This is a genomic window from Thermacetogenium phaeum DSM 12270 (assembly GCF_000305935.1).
GTDB lineage: Bacteria > Bacillota > DSM-12270 > Thermacetogeniales > Thermacetogeniaceae > Thermacetogenium > Thermacetogenium phaeum.
Genome location: NC_018870.1, coordinates 919,435 through 937,939, shown reverse-complemented (window position 1 = coordinate 937,939; position 18,505 = coordinate 919,435). Strand labels below are relative to the sequence as shown.

General features: G+C 57.5%; 17 protein-coding genes. 1 reads left to right on the top strand and 16 read right to left on the bottom strand.

Annotation, left to right across the window (positions count from 1 at the left end):
- Positions 1 to 47: 47 nt before the first annotated feature.
- The 7 genes from TPH_RS04520 to gatC all read right to left on the bottom strand — a co-directional run bounded on the left by TPH_RS04520 (position 48) and on the right by gatC (position 7,740).
- Positions 48 to 1,049: an isocitrate/isopropylmalate dehydrogenase family protein gene (locus TPH_RS04520; RefSeq protein WP_015050014.1), complete on the bottom strand. Its 1,002-nt coding sequence runs from the start codon at positions 1,047 to 1,049 to the stop codon at positions 48 to 50.
- A 36-nt stretch (positions 1,050 to 1,085) separates the two neighbouring features.
- Entirely contained in the window at positions 1,086 to 1,586 is a 501-nt protein-coding gene (locus tag TPH_RS04515) for a 3-isopropylmalate dehydratase small subunit (RefSeq protein WP_015050013.1), read from the bottom strand.
- Between the two features lie 15 nt (positions 1,587 to 1,601).
- Positions 1,602 to 2,858, bottom strand: coding sequence for a 3-isopropylmalate dehydratase large subunit (locus TPH_RS04510; protein WP_015050012.1), 1,257 nt, complete (start codon positions 2,856 to 2,858; stop codon positions 1,602 to 1,604).
- Between the two features lie 14 nt (positions 2,859 to 2,872).
- Positions 2,873 to 4,021 carry a homocitrate synthase gene (gene nifV, locus TPH_RS04505; protein WP_015050011.1) on the bottom strand — a complete coding sequence of 383 codons (1,149 nt, stop codon included), beginning with the start codon at positions 4,019 to 4,021 and terminating at the stop codon, positions 2,873 to 2,875.
- Positions 4,022 to 4,367: 346 nt separating this feature from the next.
- Positions 4,368 to 5,798 carry an Asp-tRNA(Asn)/Glu-tRNA(Gln) amidotransferase subunit GatB gene (gatB, locus tag TPH_RS04500; protein WP_015050009.1) on the bottom strand — a complete coding sequence of 477 codons (1,431 nt, stop codon included), beginning with the start codon at positions 5,796 to 5,798 and terminating at the stop codon, positions 4,368 to 4,370.
- Between the two features lie 5 nt (positions 5,799 to 5,803).
- Positions 5,804 to 7,309 (bottom strand): Asp-tRNA(Asn)/Glu-tRNA(Gln) amidotransferase subunit GatA, encoded by a 1,506-nt coding sequence (gene gatA, locus TPH_RS04495; protein ID WP_015050008.1) that lies wholly within the window; start codon positions 7,307 to 7,309, stop codon positions 5,804 to 5,806.
- A 146-nt stretch (positions 7,310 to 7,455) separates the two neighbouring features.
- Positions 7,456 to 7,740: an Asp-tRNA(Asn)/Glu-tRNA(Gln) amidotransferase subunit GatC gene (gene gatC, locus TPH_RS04490; RefSeq protein ID WP_015050007.1), complete on the bottom strand. Its 285-nt coding sequence runs from the start codon at positions 7,738 to 7,740 to the stop codon at positions 7,456 to 7,458.
- Positions 7,741 to 7,976: 236 nt separating this feature from the next.
- Between gatC and TPH_RS16450 the strand changes: the two genes are divergently transcribed.
- Entirely contained in the window at positions 7,977 to 8,330 is a 354-nt protein-coding gene (locus tag TPH_RS16450) for a nucleotidyltransferase domain-containing protein (protein ID WP_201764531.1), read from the top strand.
- A gap of 169 nt (positions 8,331 to 8,499) precedes the next feature.
- On the opposite strand, the gene TPH_RS04480 is transcribed toward TPH_RS16450, so the two are convergent.
- The 9 genes from TPH_RS04480 to hisF all read right to left on the bottom strand — a co-directional run bounded on the left by TPH_RS04480 (position 8,500) and on the right by hisF (position 18,415).
- The gene (locus tag TPH_RS04480) at positions 8,500 to 10,719 is read right to left on the bottom strand and encodes an HD domain-containing phosphohydrolase (RefSeq protein ID WP_015050005.1); all 2,220 of its coding nucleotides are present in this window, start codon (positions 10,717 to 10,719) and stop codon (positions 8,500 to 8,502) included.
- An 80-nt stretch (positions 10,720 to 10,799) separates the two neighbouring features.
- Positions 10,800 to 10,931, bottom strand: a complete 132-nt coding sequence (locus TPH_RS16175; RefSeq protein WP_269077482.1) for a hypothetical protein — start codon at positions 10,929 to 10,931, stop codon at positions 10,800 to 10,802.
- Positions 10,932 to 11,158: 227 nt separating this feature from the next.
- On the bottom strand, positions 11,159 to 12,001 hold the full coding sequence (locus TPH_RS04475; protein ID WP_236608855.1) for a CBS domain-containing protein: 843 nt from the start codon (positions 11,999 to 12,001) through the stop codon (positions 11,159 to 11,161).
- 20 nt (positions 12,002 to 12,021) lie between these two features.
- The gene (locus TPH_RS04470; protein WP_015050003.1) at positions 12,022 to 12,393 is read right to left on the bottom strand and encodes a hypothetical protein; all 372 of its coding nucleotides are present in this window, start codon (positions 12,391 to 12,393) and stop codon (positions 12,022 to 12,024) included.
- 205 nt (positions 12,394 to 12,598) lie between these two features.
- Positions 12,599 to 14,602, bottom strand: a complete 2,004-nt coding sequence (gene ligA / locus TPH_RS04465) for an NAD-dependent DNA ligase LigA (protein ID WP_015050002.1) — start codon at positions 14,600 to 14,602, stop codon at positions 12,599 to 12,601.
- The gene (locus TPH_RS15365) at positions 14,599 to 14,742 is read right to left on the bottom strand and encodes a hypothetical protein (RefSeq protein WP_015050001.1); all 144 of its coding nucleotides are present in this window, start codon (positions 14,740 to 14,742) and stop codon (positions 14,599 to 14,601) included. Before TPH_RS15365 ends, ligA begins: the two co-directional genes overlap by 4 nt.
- A 32-nt stretch (positions 14,743 to 14,774) precedes the next feature.
- Complete coding sequence (pcrA, locus tag TPH_RS04460) at positions 14,775 to 16,991, bottom strand: DNA helicase PcrA (RefSeq protein ID WP_015050000.1); 2,217 nt, start codon at positions 16,989 to 16,991, stop codon at positions 14,775 to 14,777.
- 9 nt (positions 16,992 to 17,000) lie between these two features.
- Positions 17,001 to 17,660 (bottom strand): bifunctional phosphoribosyl-AMP cyclohydrolase/phosphoribosyl-ATP diphosphatase HisIE, encoded by a 660-nt coding sequence (hisIE, locus tag TPH_RS04455; protein WP_015049999.1) that lies wholly within the window; start codon positions 17,658 to 17,660, stop codon positions 17,001 to 17,003.
- Complete coding sequence (gene hisF, locus TPH_RS04450) at positions 17,657 to 18,415, bottom strand: imidazole glycerol phosphate synthase subunit HisF (RefSeq protein WP_015049998.1); 759 nt, start codon at positions 18,413 to 18,415, stop codon at positions 17,657 to 17,659. The genes hisIE and hisF overlap by 4 nt, the downstream gene beginning before the upstream one ends.
- Positions 18,416 to 18,505 lie beyond the last annotated feature (90 nt).

Sequence of the window (18,505 nt, the reverse complement as noted above, 5' to 3'; positions counted from 1 at the left end):
AAAAAACTGCTCCCCTTCTCTTTCTTATCCCGGCATCTGGTCCCAGGTCAGAGCCTCCCGGCAATCGCCTTGGCCATCTCCGATGCCCTGGCAGTGCCTCCTAAGTCGTAGGTCAGGTATTTCCCCTCGGTGAGGACATCATCGACCGCCTTTTGCACCCGCTCAGCGGCCTCCCTCTCACCCAGGTGCTTGAGCATCATTACCCCGGAGAGGATCGTCGCCAGAGGGTTCACCTTATCCATCCCGGTGTACTTTGGAGCGCTTCCGTGTACCGGCTCAAAAACGGCATAGTCCTTTCCGATGTTGGCACCGGGAGCCACACCCAGCCCGCCGACAAGCCCGGCGCAGAGGTCGGAAAGGATGTCCCCGTAGAGGTTGGGCATCACCAGTACGTCAAAATCCTCCGGCCTCTGAACGAGCTTCATGGAGCAGGCATCGACAATCCGGTCCTCGAATTCGATATCCGGATAGTCCGCGGCCACCTCCCGGGCCACCTCCAGGAAGAGGCCGTCCGTGCACTTCATGATGTTGGCCTTATGCACTGCGGTGACCTTTTTGCGCCCTTCGCGCCGGGCAAGTTCAAAGGCAAAGCGGACGATCCGCTCCGAACCGGGGCGGGTGATGATCTTGATGCTCTCAGCAGCATCTTTGCCTACCATATGTTCAATACCCGCATAAAGGTCCTCGGTGTTTTCCCGCACCACAATCAGATCAACGTTGCGGTAGGGGGTGTTGACGGCGGGGAGGTTTTTGGCCGGGCGCACGTTGGCGAAGAGGTCCAGCTCCTTGCGCAGTGCCACATTGACGCTGCGAAATCCCGTGCCTACCGGTGTCGTCAAGGGCCCCTTGAGGGCGACTTTGTTCCTCCTGATGGATTCCAGAACCTGATCGGGAAGGGGTGTGCCGTACTTTTCGATCACACCGGCTCCGGCTTCCACAACCTCCCATTCGATCCCCACATCAGCAGCATCGAGGACGATTTGGGCCGCTCTGGTTACATCCGGCCCTATTCCATCACCCGGAATCAAAGTAATGGTATACTTCTTCAACGCTCCACACTCCTTCGATTGGTGCCGCAAAGTAACTTATTCCAGATTAAATGTCCCGTACTTACGGAAGTGCTCCACAAGACCCCCATCTGCCAGGATCTTCAGCATAAAAGGGGGCAGGGGCTTGATAGGGGTCTCCGTCCCCTGCGTCAGGTTCTTGAGCACGCCCCGTTCCAGGTTCACAACCAGCTCATCCCCCGACCGAATGGAGGAGGTGTCACAGACCACCACCGGGAGCCCAGTGTTGATGGCATTCCTGTAAAAGATCCGGGCAAACGACTGTGCCAGCACGGCACCGACACCGGCGTTGAGCAGGGCGAGGGGGGCCTGTTCCCGGGAAGAACCGCAGCCGAAGTTGCGGCCGGCCACCACGAAATCACCGGGCTGCACCTTTCGGGCAAAATCCGGGTCCAGGTCTTCCATCACATGCTGCGCCAGCTCCTTCATATCAAGGGTCTTGAATTTATACTTTCCGGAGATGATATAATCGGTGTTCACGTCGTTTCCAAAGCAATGGGCCCTACCCCGCAGTTCCATAACCTGCAACCTCCTTTACTCCAGAAACTCCCTGGGATCCGTAATCTCTCCCCTGACGGCAGAAGCAGCCACGGTGGCTGGAGAGGCCAGGTAGATAAAGGCCTTATTGTTGGCCATGCGCCCCTTGAAATTCCGGTTCGCCGTGGAAATCACATTTTCCCCGTCCGAGGGGATGCCGTTATGAGTGCCCACGCAGGGGCCGCAACCGGGGGTCACGACCGCCGCCCCGGCGCGCACCAGGGTCTGGAGCACTCCGGTTTCCATGGCCTCCAGATAAACTTTGCGAGAGGCGGGAGCAACGATCAGGCGGACACCGGGGTGAACCCTGCGCTGGTGCAGAATCCGGGCCGCCACGGCCAGATCCTCCAGCCTGCCGTTAGTGCAGGTCCCCAGCACAGCCTGCTGGATGGGTGTGCCCTTTACCTCCCCTACCGGCACTCCGTTGTCCACCCTGTGGGGTTTGGCCACATAGGGCTCCAGGTTGCTCACATCATACTCCTTGACCGCAGCATAACTGGCATCGGGGTCAGGGCTAACGGCCTCAAACTCCCCGCTTCCATGGCTGCGTACCCACTCCCAGACCTTGTCGTCCGCCTCCATCAGGCCGACCTTGGCTCCCATCTCAATGGCCATGTTGGAGATGGTGAAACGCCCCTCCACAGAGAGGGCACAGATCGCTTCTCCTGTGTACTCCGCAGCCATGTATGTGGCACCATCGGCGGTCACCTGGCTGATCAGGTACAGGATCAGATCCTTGGAGTAGACCCCTTTGGGAAGACGCCCGTGGCAGATGAATTTGATGGTTTCGGGTACCTTGAACCACATCTTGCCTGAGATTAAGGCTGCTGCCAGATCGGTGGAACCGACACCGGTGGCGAAGGCATTTAAGGCACCGTAGGTACAGGTGTGCGAATCCGCGCCGATCACCAGCGACCCCGGCCCTACATGCCCCTTCTCCGGCAGAAGCTGATGGCAGACACCCTCACCGACGTCGTATAAAGTTATCCCCTTTTCCTTTGCAAATCTGCGCATCAGGCTGTGAAGAGCAGAAACACCCTCCAGAGGGCTGGGGGCACTGTGGTCGATGACAAAGGCAACCCGCTCCGGATCAAAGACGCTCTCCCCGTTCATCTTCTCAAAAGAGCGAATGGCCAGAGGGGCCGTGCCATCCTGCCCCATCCGGAAGTCGACATCGGCAACTACAATATCGTTGGCATAGGCATCCCGTCCGCTCTTCCTGCTGAGAATCTTTTCCGCTATGGTTTTCCCCAAGTTTTCTCCTCCTCCTATTGCTTCGCCGCCTGTCCGGCCTCGCGCTCGCGGATATAATCCTCATAGATGTAAACAAGCTCCTTGTCAAAGAGCGGCCGTTTCAATTCCACCGCGGCCACGCGCACCCGGGCCAGAATATCCTCGGCGGCCTCTCTGCTCAGGTGAATGCCGTATTCTTCAAACTTGGCCCGGATGGCACTGGTCCCGGAATGCTTTCCGATGACGATCTGACGCTCCAGCCCTACCTCCTCGGGGCAGAAGACCTCGTAGGTGCGCGGGTCCTTCAAGGCGCCGTCGGCATGGATCCCGGACTCATGGGCGAACATGTTGGAGCCGACTATCGGTTTCCAGGCCGGCAACTCCCTCTTGGATGCCAGGGAAACATACTCGGCTATTTCCCTGAACTTCTCGGTTTTAAAATTGAGGTCGATTCCCTGAAGGTGCTTCAGGGCCATCACCACCTCTTCCAGGGCAGCATTACCCGCCCGTTCACCCAGGCCGATCACCGTAACCCCGACCCAAGTGGCACCTGCCCGCACCCCGGCCAGGGCATTGGCGGTGGCCATCCCAAAGTCGTTGTGGGTATGCATCTCTATTTCAATTCCCACCCTGGCTATCAAATCCCCGATCTTCTCATAAGTCGTAAAAGGATCCAGGATTCCTACGGTGTCGCAGTAGCGCAGGCGGTCGGCACCGGCCTCCTTGGCCGCGCGCGCAAACTCGCAGAGGAAGTCGGGATCCGAGCGTGAGGCATCTTCGGCGTTGACAGAAACATAAACTCCGTGCTTTTTGGCAAACTCCGTGGCCTTGACCATGCTCTCCAGCACCTTTGCCCTGGTGCTGCGCAGCTTGTGCTCGATATGAATATCCGAAGTGGAAATGGAAATGGCCACAGCGTCAACACCGCAATCGAGAGATTCTTCGATATCTCTGATCACGGCGCGGTTCCATCCCATGATGCTCGCCTTCAAACCGAGCTTGCAGATTTCCTTAATCGCCTCTTTTTCATGCCCCCCCATTACCGGGATTCCGGCTTCGATCTGATCTACCCCGAGAGAATCCAGCATCCTGGCAATGCGTATCTTTTCCTGGTTGGCAAAGACAACTCCTGCGGTTTGTTCCCCATCACGAAGTGTGGTATCAACAATCTTGATCTTGCTCATAAGTTTCACCCCTCCCCGGAGCAATAAATACTAGCGACAACCATCAAGAGACCATACTTGCCGTAGCCCTAGAGGACAACAACTGTAACCTGCTAATAGCCGGCTTCTCATAAGAAATACTGTATTCACAAGATTTCTAGGCTGCCGTCTCTCATTCCTCCAGCCGCGGGCTGTCACTTTCAGGGACAGCTTGAGCATCCGGGTAGCACCAGCAGGAGGTGAAATCCCGGAACAGTGTCCATCCCTAACCACCGAGCGAAAACACAGGCAGTTCCTTCTTCCTGCAGGCGATAGCTGCCCTCCTGACTCTTGCACCGGTATTGAAAATTCAGGCGGAGCATTTCGCTTATATCCTCTCCTCCAGCATTCTGTTGACGAGCTGGGGGTTGGCCTTTCCCTTGGTGCGCTTCATCACCTGTCCTACGAGGAAACCGAGGGCCTTTCTCTTCCCCTTCCGGTAATCATCGACTACCTGTGGATGGGCGGCCAAAACCTCCTCCACAATCCCAGCCAGTTCGCCCTCATCGCTGATCTGAACCAGGCCCTTCTCTTCAACGATCTGGGCGGCTCTCTTTCCGGTGTTGAACATCTCCTCAAAAACCGTTTTGGCGATCTTCCCGCTGATGATCCCCTCATCCATCAACTGCAGCATCTCAACCAGATGGGAGGGAGACAGCTTCGCCTGCTTCACCTCCAGGTTCTGGCTGTTAAGCAACCGCAGAAATTCCCCCATTACCCAGTTGCTCACCTTTTTGGCATCCGGATAGACACGGACGCACTCCTCAAAAAAGTCCGCCAGATCGCGGGAGGCGGTAAGCACGCCGGCATCATAGGCAGGCAGTCCGTAATCCCTGATCAGGCGCTCCCGGCGGGCAACCGGGAGCTCCGGCAGACTTCTGCGCAAACGCTCCACCTCTTCCGGGGACAGGACGATGGGCACGAGGTCGGGGTCCGGGAAGTACCTGTAATCGGAGGCCTCCTCCTTGGACCTCATGACAACGGTAATTCCTCTGTCTTCATCCCATCCCCGTGTCTCCTGGAAGACAACACCACCTGATTCATAAATAGAGCGCTGGCGCTGCACCTCCCCTTCCAAGGCACGCTGCACAGCCCGAAAGGAGTTCATGTTCTTGATCTCCACTTTGGTATTGAGGACATCTGTCCCCGCCGGTCGGAGAGAGACATTGGCATCGCAGCGGAGGGAACCCTCCTCCATCTTGCAGTCGGAAACATCCAGGTACTGAAGAATGGCCTTCAAATTCTCCAGAAACAGCCGCGCCTCCTCCGGAGTCCTGATATCCGGCTCGGTAACGATCTCCAGCAGCGGGACCCCCGCCCTGTTGAGGTCGACCAGGGAATAGCCGGGATTTCCCTCTCCATGCAACAGCTTTCCGGCATCCTCCTCCATGTGTACCCTGGTGATCCCCACCCGCCGGGTATACCCGTCAACCTCTACGTCCAGGTAGCCGTTCCGGCACAGGGGCAGGTCATACTGAGAGATCTGGTAGGCCTTGGGCAGATCGGGATAGAAATAATTCTTCCGGTCGAACTTGCTGAACGGAGCTATTTCACAGTTTAAGGCCAACCCTACCTGTACTGCATACTCCAGGAGGGACCTGTTCAAAACGGGGAGCACTCCAGGCAATGCCAGGCAGACAGGGCAGACATTGGTGTTGGGCTCACTGCCGAACTCATTGGGGCAGGAACAGAAAGCCTTTGTTTTCGTCCGCAGCTCGACATGCACCTCTAACCCGATGACAGCTTCATATCCGGCCATCAAGCTCACCCTCCCTCAACGGCCTCAGCCGGGGATTTCCCTTGCAAAGGTGGCCGCTCTTTATGGTAAGGTGTATTCTGTTCAAAGGCGTAGGCAACCTGCAGCAGGTCCCCCTCCTTAAAAGCGGGGGCGATAAGCTGCATCCCCACCGGCAGCCCGCGCACGAAGCCGCAGGGCAGAGAGATGGCAGGAAGACCGGCCAGGTTGACGGGCACTGTATAAACATCTGCCAGATAAAGGACAATAGGGTCATCCAATTTCTCCCCCAGCGGAAAAGGCAGACAAGGCGCCGTCGGGGAAACGAGCAGGTCAAAATTTTGAAAGAGGCGGCGGTAATCCTCCCTGATCAGCGTCCTCACCTTAAGGGCCTTCAGGTAATAGGCGTCATAATAACCGGAGCTCAAGGCATATGTCCCTACCAGGATACGCCTCTTCACCTCGGGGCCAAACCCCTCGCTGCGCGTCCTGAGGTACAGCTCCTGAAGATCGAGCTCTTTTCCCTCTTCCTGGTTTGCCCGATAGCCATAGCGAATACCGTCAAAACGCGCCAGGTTGGAGCTGGCTTCGGCCGGAGCTATAATGTAGTAAATCGCTATAGCATACTCGGCATGGGGGAAAGAGCACTCCTCAACAATCCCCCCGAGCTCCTCCAACTTCTTTACTCCCTTTTTAACGACCTCCGCCATCTCCGGGTCAAGCCCCTCGTCGAACATCTCCTTAATGACCCCAATCCTCTTACCTTTCATTTCTCCGGTCAAAAAGGAGGTATAATCCGGCACTTCCATAGGCACAGATGTAGAATCAAGAGGATCATGTCCGGCAATGGCGTTGAGCACCAAGGCGCAATCACGGACATCCTTGGTCAGCGATCCCACCTGATCCAGAGATGAGGCGAAGGCCACCAAACCGTAACGGGAAACCAGGCCGTAGGTGGGCTTCATCCCCACAACCCCGCAAAAGGACGCCGGCTGCCTGATGGAGCCCCCGGTGTCGGAACCAAGAGCGTAAATCGCCTCACCTGCCGCTACTGCCGCCGCCGCCCCCCCACTGGATCCTCCGGGGACGCGGCTCAAGTCCCAGGGATTGCGCGTCGGGAAGAAGGCGGAATACTCTGTTGTCGACCCCATGGCGAACTCATCCATATTCAGCTTGCCGGTCACCACAGCTCCTGCCTGATACAGTTTTTCAACAACGGTGGCATTATAAGGGGGCACAAAGTTCTCCAGCATACGGGAGGCGCAGGTGGTGCGCACCCCCTGCGTGCAGAGGTTGTCCTTCAACCCCACAGGGATGCCCGCCAAGGGCCCGCTGTCTTCCTCCTTCTGCCTCCGGGCATCTACCGCCCTGGCCGCAGCCAAAGCTCGATCCCTTGTAACGGTAAGATAAGCCCGGACATCTTCTTCTACCTGATCAATCCTTCTCAAAACGGAATCGGCGATCTCTTCGGCAGATACTTCTCCCCTCCGGATCAGATCCGCTAACTCGTGGGCCGTCAGTTCAAACAACTCCATAGCCAAAATCTCCTTTTCGTTAAGTACCTCTTTGCTAAGTACTTCTCACCAAACCTGCCACCCAGCTTCGCTACGGTTTCCCCATTGCGGGGCTGTCCCGCCATTGCTTTCAGCGATAGCTCATCGATCCCTTAAAGCGGGGGAACTTAAAGAATCCGGGGAACCCTGAAGTAACTCCCCTCCCGCTGAGGTGCATTTCTGAAGGTTTCCTCCTGAACCAAAGGAGGGCGCTCTTCATCCTGGCGCCAGACATTTTTAATGGGCAACACGTGGTAGGTCGGCTCCACACCTTCCGTATCGATTCTGTTTATCTTTTCGACAAACTCCAGGATGGAACTGAGTTGGGCGCCGACATCCTCGATTTCATCATCCCTCAATGACAAGCGCGCCAGCATGGCCACGTGTTCCACTTCTTTCCTGCTCAGTTTCATAAGCAAACCCCCTCAAACTCTAAGCCTTACCCCGGAAACATCGATTTTCGAGGACTGCACCCATTTTACCGCAGGGAAGCATCAGGTCCGACAACAAGCCTCAAAACGGTGCAGGCAGAGAAAGAAAAAGGGAGTAATCACTACCGGCACCGGCTTCAATCACATTTATACTCCTAGATTATAGCAGAACAGGCAGAACACCGCAAGATAACGCGATAACGCGATCCTGAGCAGAGATTGCGCTTCCAGCTTCAGCTCCCGGTCTCCTGGTAAAGAGTGTAAATATTCACCTCTCCCTGAATTATCTTTTTTCAGGGAACGTTTTAAACGCTATTCACGTTCAACGGCTTAGGGAGAGAACCATTCCCGTCAAAACTGTCATTCTTTTTGGCTCTCAGGCCAGGGGTACCGCAGGAGAAGAATTCTATATTGATCTTTTGGTCGTCGTAGAAAAGCTGAACAGAAACATTTGCGAAACTATTATCAACGAAGCTTATAACGTGAGTTTGGAAGAAGACGTAGATTTTATCGCCCTTCCCTGTGACATTCAAAAATTTACTTCTCCTTTATTTCAGGCAGATGCTTTTTGACAGAAACGTGCAAAATGACGTGGTGGTTATCAGATGAGTGATACACAATTAAAACATGACCTCGCCAGAGCAAAGATGGAAAAAAGCGCGGGAAGCATGGGAGGAAGCACCTCCACTCATACCTCACGGCCCTTGAACCGCGCCTTTCGTCTTGCACAGAGCCAACCCCTCACCACACCCGCCGGAGCTTCCCGTCTTCTACTCCCCGCCTTTTTGGGTTCCCCTCGCCGCTTAACGCTGCTGCTTTAGCGAGAAAAGTATTTCCCCCAAGAGAGCTATCAGAGTACCCCCCCCCCCCCCCCCCAATATCTTCCATTTCGTCCTGCGGAATCCGTAGAAAAGCATCCACCACCCGGGGATCAAACTGCTGACCCGCACACCGTCCCAGTTCCTCCTGCGCCCGCCGCACAGTAAACGCCTCGCGGTATGGCCTGGCCGACGTCATCGCATCGTAAGCATCCGCCACGCGGATAATACGCGCCAAAAGCGGGATCTCTTCTCCCACCAGGCCCGCAGGATAACCACCGCCCCCGTAGTCTTCGTGGTGGTACCGCACAGCCTCAATGACCGCAGCCGGAAACCTGGCTGGCTCCAGAATCCTGACCCCCACTTCGGGGTGACTCTGCATCTCCTTTCTTTCTTCCGCAGTGAGAAGCCCTGGCTTGAGCAAAATGTCCTCCCTCACACCGATCTTGCCCAGATCGTGTAAAAGCCCGGCCACGTAAACCTGTTCCTGTTCTTCAACACCAAGCCCCAGCACGCGGGCACATGCCCGTGCCCATTTCGCTACCCGCACGGAATGACCCCTCGTGTAAACGTCCTTGGCTTCCAAGGCTGCCGCCAGCGCCTGCACAGCGCTCAAATAATATTCCCGCAGCGACGAGTAAAGACGTGCGTTCTCCAGCGCCAACCCGGTCTGACTGGCGATGGTCGCCAAGTAGCCGATCTCTTCTTCGCTCCAGCGCCGCGGTTCAGGGGAATAAACCTTCAATGTGCCCAGAATCTTTCCGCATGCCTCCACCGGCACCACGGCAACAGCACGCATCTCTACCGCATAATAGGGTAGGCGCAACCTGGATCCGCTAGCGGTTAAATCTTCAACGACGATGGGTTTTCCCGTCTGGAGAACCTTGTTCAGCAGAGTACCGTCCGGTCGGACACGGCCAGCCTTAGCTTGCAACTCCGCGCTCATCCCTAGGCTGGCCTTCAGCACCAGTTCACCCGTCTCCTCGTCAAGCAACCGCAACGCACACCATTGCGTGCTTAGCATGTCCCTTACATTCTCCAGAGCCGATTCAAGTACCAGGTCTACATCGAGGTTGCTCGATATCACCCGTCCTACTTTAATAAGCCGTTCCAGCATGGTTGCCCTTGCCTGCAATTGACGAAATAGACGGGCATTTTCCAACGCCAGCCCAAGACTGGTACCCAGGGTAGTTAAAAAAACGGTGTCATCTTTCGTAAAGCGCGCACCTTTCGGCCTACCTGCTATGGTCAGTACACCCGTCACTTTACCTCCAACCGTAAGAGGTATGGCCACCGCCGGCCGCCTTTCTTCAGGCGTGTTGCCTTCGGGACGGCTGTCAAAGTGCGCGGCGCAGGCCTCTCGCTCAACGGCGGCGACTATTTCGCCTGTAGGTACGACCCGAAACTCCTCGTCAGACTCCAGGGTAGCCGCCATTTCGCTTTCCGTAACCCCCGGCATCGCCTCACTAAGCATTAACACCGAACCACTGGTAGCCTCTGTCAACCCAAGCACCGCTTTCAGGGCCTGCTGCGCTACTTCGGTCACCTGGAGACTGCCGGAGATCGTCCGGGTGAACTCAAAGAGAGCGGTAAGCTCGTCCACCTTTCTCTGAAGGTCCTGTCTGGCATATAGCAGCCGGGCTACGGTGTCCGTCACTACCCGTACCAGCTCCATGGCAGCCCGGAGCCGCTCTTCCGGCCAGATGGGTATCGCTCCGGATGCCGCCTGAAGTTTTTCCAGGTCAAGGCCCGTTTCCCTGGCTAGCCGCACCACCGCTTCCTCTGCCAGCGGCCGCAGGGCCACGTTGCCGCCCAGCACCACGGCTACAATCTCTCCAGCCACCCGCAGGGGAACCGCCAGATATGCCAGCCCGGCGTGGCAGGTGTGAAGAATCTCCTTTCCTGCAGTCGCAGCAGCCCTCGCAGAAGCCGTACGCGAAGCTACACACCTGGTCCGAGCCTCTGGGTTGCCGTCAAGCAGGCTGCAGAAAGAACACAGGTTAAACGGCCCGGTCAGCGGTCGTCCGTCCGGGTACGCAACCATAGTCGCGAGTTCCAGGGCCCGGCTCATGTTCTCTTCGACTTCCTGTAATCCTATCTGCTTGAGCTCTTCATAGAACATCAACTTCTTCTTATTAACCATAAATGCGCTCAGTCACCCCTTCCCACCTCCAACCCGCCCGTCGGGAGCCTGATCCCGCACCTTCCAGCCTTCCGCGTACTTCACCCCCAAAACCTGCTAGAAAGCGTACCCAACACCTTGCTCCGGGCCGGCACAGGCACCACGATGACCGCCTGCATCTCAGGCGCAGCATGGGAAGCGTAAAGAACGGTCACCCGCTGCCAGAGCTCCAACGGCCACGCGCGTGCCCCGTCTTGACTACCTCGTCCAGGACGATATCTTCTGGCCGCACCCACCCCCTTTTAGCCTTGATTCCTCCCCGAGCCCCAGGCTGGCTCTCAACGTCAGCTCACTCGTCTGCTCGTCGAGCAGCCTCAGCACACACCTTCCGCACCAGGAATTTCCTTGGCGCTCTCATAAGCCAATTCCAGAAGCTCCTTTCCCATCGATGGCACCCTTCTTACCCTGCCTCTTTCAACTCCACTCGCCCGGCTACGATTACGGCTTTCTTTTCCTTTTTGGCCCTGGCCGACGCCAAGCTGGCCATGTTTATGAGGTCACTGACCGTGCATGCCTCATCCCCCTCGGGTCGTGAGCAGCTCCGCCGCCCCCCGGCTATGCCCGCAGAACCCGTCACCTTCAGTCCATGCGGCCAGTTCTCCTCGATAAGCGCAGTTACCATCCGCAGGGCAAGCTTCTTGGCCTCTTCGAAAGGCCTCAAGGTGACGACGGCAAATTCGTCTCCTGCGTAACGACATAGGTAATCAATTCCGTCCTCCATCACGCTTCTCAGAACTTGTGCTGCATGCTGCAGAATCCTATCTCCCATCACGTGGCCTAGCTCTTTGTCAATTGCTCCAAAATCGTCCAGATCCAGAAAAATAATAGCAATCTCCTGTCCGCCCTGCAAGAACTCCGATGCCTTCCACTGCAAAAACTCTGCACGGTTAAGACCCGTCAGCGCATCTATCCTCTTTCCGAGCTCAGCATAAAGCTGAGATTTCGTAACTATCCCAACCAGGCGTCCGTCCTTCACCACCGGCAGACGCTCGATCCCGTGCTGCTCCAGAAGCTCCTTTGCCTCCCACAACGAACATTCGCCGGATACGACCACCACCTGTTTGCTCATGGCATCGGCAACTAGCCTGTTGAAATGAGAAGTTCTCACATCTCGAGAAGTTATAATCCCGATAAGCCGCCCATCCTCCACCACCGGCAGACCGCCTATCCTATGCTGATTCATTAGTGCGGCCGCGCGCTCAACGCTTTCGCCGGGTCCAATGGTCAGCGGGCTCCGCGTCATAATATCGCGTATGCTGAACATCACAAGTCCACCACCCGGCTCACCTGGATTTCGATGTTCACCTGGGCTTTCACTACCGTCTTCTCAGTAGCAATGCGGGCACCTTCCTCCAGAATGAGCGGTAAGAGCTTCTCCTTGGGAAGAAGTTTCACCAACGATTTCTTCAACACCACGGCCTCGAAGATATCATGGTCGAGCTGAATGACCTCGTACTGATCCGGCGACAGGGCGCTCACCATTCGTCTTATAGCCTCAGGGCCGATGGGCGCCCTCTTCCCTACGAGCAAGACATCCTGCATCGGCGGAATCTCAAACTCGGACAACCGGATGTTTACATCGGCCTTACGCTTTGGTTCGGACGGGGACGAAGGAAGAAGTGATTTGGATGGCATTAGATACCCACCTTCCTCTGCGAAGAGAGCTTGGCCTGCATGCCTGAGTGCACTGCCTGAGGATGATGACCTCACCGGTTTTTATCTTCAGTCGGAACTTAAGCGGTGTAAGACTTGATTGGTAATTATCTCTGCCAGGGTCGTCCTCCCGTTTTATTAAGCATAACATAAAATATCGAAAAAAGTGTAGCTTTTTGCGCTGTGATTAATCGGCAGGCAGCATCCGGAGGAGGGCGGCTTCATCGATGATGGGAATGCCAAGCTCTCGTGCTTTGTCGTACTTCTGACCGGGCTCCTTACCCGCGACGAGGTAGTCGGTCCTCTTGCTGACGCTGGAGGAAATCCTCCCACCGTATTTCTTGATCAGATCCTCTGCCTCCTTCCGGGTGAGGCTGGGAAGGGTACCGGTAATCACGAAAGTCTTCCCGGTAAGAGGGAGATCGTTGGTTTCGGGGAGCTCCTGCCGTTCCATCAGGACACCGGCTTCCTTCAGTTTGGCGATAACCCGTCCGGTCTGTTCCTGTTTAAAAAATGTGGCAACGCTCGCAGCGATCTTCGGCCCGATCTCGGGAATGGCGGTCAGCTCCTCTTCACCGGCGGCGGCCAGAGCGTCCAGAGAGCCGAACCTCTCCGCCAGTATTTCCGCCGCCCGCGTGCCTACATAGCGGATCCCCAGAGCAAAGAGGAGCGGGGCCAGACCCCTCTTTTTGCTCTTCTCCAGGGCCCGCAAAAGGTTATCCGCCGACTTGTCCCCCATGCGCTCCAGATTCACCAGGTCTTCCTTCCGGAGGAAGTAGAGGTCGGCAGGGTCTCTGATCAGTCCTTTGTCCACCAGCTGCGCCACCAGAGCGGGGCCGATCCCCTCCACATCCATCCCTTCCCGGGAAACGAAGTGGAGAACGAGCTCCTTCAATTGGGCAGGGCAGGCGATCCCCGTACAGCGAGCGGCAACCTCCCCTTCCGGGCGCAAAACTCTGCCACCACAGACGGGACAGCGGTCCGGCATCCGAAAAACCCTCTCTACTCCGGTTCTCCTCTCCGGAAGCACCCGCACCACCTCGGGGATCACATCGCCGGCCCGCTGGATGACCACATGATCACCGATGCGGACGTCCTTCTCCCGTATCATGTCCTCATTATGGAGGGTTGCCCGGGAAACGACCACCCCCGCCACCACTACCGGCCGGAGAACCGCAGTAGGGGTCAGCACCCCCGTCCTTCCTACCCGCACGATAATGTCCTTGACCTGCGTTACAGCCTGTTCGGCGGGAAACTTGAAGGCGATTGCCCAGCGCGGGCTCTTGGCGGTGTTTCCCAAGACCTTCTGGAGGCGTAGAGAATTGACCTTGACCACCATTCCGTCGATCTCGTAATTGAGGACATGCCTCTTCTCGATCCAGCTGTTGCAGTAAGCGATAACCTCTTCGATGTCCCGGCAGCGCTTGTTTTGCTCCTGCACCGAAAAACCCACTTCTTTCAGGAAGCTCAGAGCCTCCCACTGGGTGGTGAACTCCCGCCCCTCACACTCGATGATTTGATAGGCATAAAAACCCAGGGTGCGCCCCGCCGTCACCTTCGGATCGAGCTGGCGCAGCGAACCGGCAGCAGCATTGCGGGGATTGGCAAAGGGCGGTTCCCCCCTGTTATCCCGCTCCTCATTGAGCCGGGCAAAAGCCTTTTTCGGCATGAAGGCCTCCCCGCGCACGACCAGGCGGCGCGGCGCTCCCAAGAGCCTTAAAGGCAACAACCTCACGGTTCGCAAGTTTTCCGTGATGTCCTCCCCCGTCAGCCCGTCCCCGCGGGTAGCCCCCAGGACAAAATTGCCGTTCTCGTAAGTGAGTACTACGGTGAGGCCGTCGATCTTAGGTTCGACAACATAGTCCACAGCCTCCCCCACCAGCTGACGCACCCGGCGATCGAAGTCCCGCAGCTCTCCGGCATCGAAGGCATTCCCCAGGCTGAGCAGGGGGGTGCTGTGCCTGACCGAGCGAAACTGCTTAAGGGGTGCTCCACCCACCCTTTGAGTAGGGGAATCCGGAGTAACCAGCTCCGGATACCGCCTTTCCAGCTCAACAAGCTCCCGCATCAGGGAATCGTATTCCTGGTCGGTGATCAAAGGGTTGTCCAGAACGTAATAATGATAATCGTGCTTCCTGATCTCCCGTCGCAGTTCTTCAGCCCGCTTCCGGGCCTCCTCCGGTAGGCTCATCGCACCAACCCCTTCTTAAACAAACTCGTCAAATAACCGGCGCCGCCCAGATTCACCGCGCCGGCCGTCTGAGTCAGCCCGCTCCTCGCAGGAAACGGCTCCGGACGGTATGGATCATCCCTTCTCATATCTCTTTCCATTTACCCATTCCTCTAAACATCCAGGGTCTCCGTCAAACCTTCTTGAGAGGAGCATACTTCGCCATCAGGTGTTTAAAACCGGCGGATTCAAAGGACACAAAGATCTCCAGGTCACCCCCGGGGCCGATTCTGGTCTCCATGACTACCCCCCGCCCGAATTTCTTGTGTTCCACCTTATCCCCCACCCGGTAGGTAACCTCTGATTCCACGGCCGCTATGGCAACCTCCTCGGTGCCGGCGGAGGCCTCATTAAGAGCACCAATGTCTCCAATTCCCTGTCCACTCTCGGCACCCGACCGCTCAGGCCCGGCAGCAGCATCCCCCTCCCCGGGCACCACTGGATGCAGGAACTCCGGCGGTATCTCTTCGAGGAAGCGGGAAGGCTCCCGGAAGGTGCCGTTGCCATGCAGGTAGCGCTTGGTGGCCCAGGATAGATAAAGCCTGCGTTGCGCCCTGGTGATACCCACGTAGCAAAGGCGGCGCTCCTCCTCTATCTCCGCCTCTTCGGCCAGAGCGCGGGCGTGAGGAAACAGCCCCTCCTCCATTCCGGTGAGGAAGACGACGGGAAACTCCATCCCCTTGGCGCTGTGAATGGTCATCAGAACCACTGCCTGCTCCTCCGGCCGGTAATTGTCGATATCCGCCACCAGGGCAAGCTCCTCCAGGAAACCGGCGAGAGATTTATCAAGTCCGGCGTCGTACTGCCGGGCCACGCCCAGGAACTCTTTGAGGTTCTCCAGGCGCGTCTCCGCCTCTACGGTCTTTTCGGCCTCCAGGAGGGAGATGTAGCCGGTTTCGTCGAGAACCCGCTCCACAAGTTCCGCTATGGGCAGCGATCCCTCCAGCCGCCGCCAGCCGTCCACCATGCGGAAGAATTCCCGGACTGCCTTCACGGCACGACCTCCCAGCCCCGGAATCCGCTCCGGCTCCGCCAGAACGACGGCCAGGCTCTTACCCTCCCTGAGGGCGACCTCTTCAGCCCGGGCGAGGACCGTTTCACCGATCCCCCGGCGCGGCACATTGATGATCCGCCGCAGGGACACCTCATCGGCGGGGTTGGCGATCAGTCGCAGATAGGCGAGGATATCCTTGATCTCTTTGCGTTCATAGAAGCGCACCCCGCCGTAAATGCGGTAGGGGATGTTGCAGCGGATGAACTCCTCCTCAAAGGAGCGGGACTGGGCATTGGTCCTGTAGAATACGGCGCAGTCCCCAAAGCCGGCTTCCTCCCGCTTTACCAGTTCCCGGATGGTGGCGGTCACGAACTGCGCCTCATCCCGCTCATCAAAAGCCTGATAATAATAGACAGGATCCCCGATTCCGTTGGAAGTCCACAGCTCCTTGGGCTTTCGCCCCCGGTTGTTGGCGATCACGGCATTGGCTACCGCCAGGATGCGCTGGGTAGACCGGTAGTTCTGCTCCAGCTTGAATACCCGGGCCTCTGGATAGTCCTTCTCGAATTCCAGTATATTCCTGATATCCGCTCCTCGCCAGCGGTAAATGGATTGATCGTCGTCCCCAACCACGCAGAGGTTCCGGTGCCCCCCGGCCAGCTGCCGCACCAGGACGTACTGGGCGCGATTGGTATCCTGGTACTCGTCCACCAGAATATGCTGAAAACGGCGCTGGTAGTGCTCCAGCACACAAGGCTCCCTCCGGAAAAGCTCCACCGTCTGCATCAAGAGGTCGTCAAAATCCAGGGCGTTCTGCTGGAGAAGCTTCTCCTGGTAACGGGCATAGAGCCGGGCAATGGTCTCCTCCCGCGGATTGCGCGTCATCTGCCTGTAATCATCGGGTGTAATCAGTTCATTTTTCAGGCTACCGATCTCCGCCAGGACGCCGCGCGGGCGGAATTTCCTGTCGTCGACGCTCAACTCCTGAAGGCAGTGCTTGATCAGCGTCAACTGATCGGCTTCGTCGAAAATAACGAAATCGCGGTCATAGGACAGAAAGCGCGCCTCCTGCCGGAGGATCCTTACTGCCAGAGAATGGAAGGTGCTGATCCAGATGTCCCGGGCGGCGCTGCCCACCAGCTGCCGTACCCTCTCCCGCATTTCCGCGGCGGCGCGGTTGGTAAAGGTCACCGCCAGGACCCGGAAGGGGGACACCCCCCTCTGCACCAGGTGGGCGATGCGGTAGGTCAAAACCCGCGTCTTGCCGCTTCCCGCCCCGGCGAAAATGATCATCGGACCCCCTTCGTGCAGCACCGCCTCCAGCTGCGCCGGATTCAATTCCTTGTGAAGATCCATCGCCTTCACCTACCGTCGGCGCTCCGCCAGTTTGGCGCAGATATCCTCAGGGGTCACCCCGCACTCCACCAGCAATACCAGCAGGTGGTAAACAAGATCCGCGGTTTCTTCGATGAGCTCCTCCCGGTCGCGATTCTTCCCGGCGATCACCACTTCCACCGCTTCTTCCCCCACCTTCTGGACGATCCTGTCGATTCCCTTACGAAAGAGGCTGGCCGTATAGGACCCCTCCGGTAGGGTCTTGCGGCGTTCCCCGAGCAGGGCATAAAGACCGGTGATGATTTCAGGGGAACCGGATGCAGATGGTGTTGTTCCGGCAACATGAGAAAAACAGGAACGCGTCCCCTGATGGCAGGCCGCTCCCACCTGCTCTACCTTGAAGAGAAGGGTATCGCCGTCACAGTCGCAGTAAACCTCCCTGATATACTGGTAGTTCCCACTGGTTTCCCCTTTCGGCCAGAGGCACTGCCTGCTCCTGCTGTAAAACCAGGTTCTCCCGCTCTCCAGAGAGCGCCTTAAAGACTCCCGGTTCATCCAGGCCACCATCAAAACCTCACCCCCGGCCGCATCCTGCACCACCGCCGGGACCAGCCCCTGAGAGTCGAATTTCACGGAATCCAGAAAACTCTCGATCTCTTGCTCGTCCGTCAGCACCGGTTGCGCTTTCACAGCCTTACAGGCACCCCTCTCTCTGCCAGGTACTCCTTGGCCTCCCTGATAGTATGCTCCCGGTAATGGAAGATAGAAGCCGCCAGCACCGCATCGGCCTTCCCTACGGTGAGCCCCTCATAAAGGTGCTCCAGGCTGCCGACACCCCCTGAGGCAATAACAGGTATGCGCACCGCTTCGCTCACCGCCCTGGTGAGCTCCAGGTCGTAGCCGTCTTTCGTCCCATCGCGATCGAAGCTGGTCAGCAGGATTTCCCCTGCACCCAGCCTCTCCATTTCTTGCGCCCAGGCAACGGCATCGATACCCGTGCCCCGCGTTCCGCCGTGGGTAAGCACCTCCCACCGTCCCGGCTCTTTCCGGCGGGCATCGATGGCCACCACCACGCACTGGCTTCCGAATCTGCGGGCGGCAGCGGCGATCAGCCCCGGATTCTCAACCGCCGCGGTATTGACTGCCGTCTTGTCGGCCCCGGCCAGCAGCATCTCCCTGATGTCATCCAGGGATCTGATCCCTCCTCCCACGGTGAAGGGGATGAACACCTGCTCCGCCGTTCGCCTGGCCACATCGACCATTGTCCTGCGGCCCTCCAGAGATGCCGTGATATCCAGGAAAACCAGCTCGTCCGCCCCTGCGGCGTCGTACTCCGCCGCCATCTCCACCGGATCCCCAGCATCCCGCAGGTCGGCGAACTTCACACCCTTGACAACCCGCCCCGCTTTTACATCGAGGCAGGGGATGATACGTTTCGCAAGCATCCTTTTCCTCTCCCCAAACTTCGTGCCCTAATCTCTTCAATTACTCTTGAACACCCCTTGAGGGGTGCGGTTCCTCACTGTTATACCCGG

Excerpts from the sequence above, each read along its gene's own strand:
- nifV (WP_015050011.1), bottom strand. The coding sequence starts at position 4,021 with ATGAGCAAGATCAAGATTGTTGATACCACACTTCGTGATGGGGAACAA.
- pcrA (WP_015050000.1), bottom strand. The coding sequence starts at position 16,991 with ATGGATCTTCACAAGGAATTGAATCCGGCGCAGCTGGAGGCGGTGCTG.
- gatC (WP_015050007.1), bottom strand. The coding sequence starts at position 7,740 with ATGAAACTGAGCAGGAAAGAAGTGGAACACGTGGCCATGCTGGCGCGC.
- gatB (WP_015050009.1), bottom strand. The coding sequence starts at position 5,798 with ATGGCCGGATATGAAGCTGTCATCGGGTTAGAGGTGCATGTCGAGCTG.
- TPH_RS04475 (WP_236608855.1), bottom strand. The coding sequence starts at position 12,001 with ATGACGCGGAGCCCGCTGACCATTGGACCCGGCGAAAGCGTTGAGCGC.
- TPH_RS04480 (WP_015050005.1), bottom strand. The coding sequence starts at position 10,719 with ATGGTTAATAAGAAGAAGTTGATGTTCTATGAAGAGCTCAAGCAGATA.
- ligA (WP_015050002.1), bottom strand. The coding sequence starts at position 14,602 with ATGAGCCTACCGGAGGAGGCCCGGAAGCGGGCTGAAGAACTGCGACGG.
- TPH_RS04470 (WP_015050003.1), bottom strand. The coding sequence starts at position 12,393 with ATGCCATCCAAATCACTTCTTCCTTCGTCCCCGTCCGAACCAAAGCGT.
- TPH_RS15365 (WP_015050001.1), bottom strand. The coding sequence starts at position 14,742 with ATGGAAAGAGATATGAGAAGGGATGATCCATACCGTCCGGAGCCGTTT.
- gatA (WP_015050008.1), bottom strand. The coding sequence starts at position 7,309 with ATGGAGTTGTTTGAACTGACGGCCCACGAGTTAGCGGATCTGATCCGG.
- TPH_RS04515 (WP_015050013.1), bottom strand. The coding sequence starts at position 1,586 with ATGGAACTGCGGGGTAGGGCCCATTGCTTTGGAAACGACGTGAACACC.
- hisF (WP_015049998.1), bottom strand. The coding sequence starts at position 18,415 with ATGCTTGCGAAACGTATCATCCCCTGCCTCGATGTAAAAGCGGGGCGG.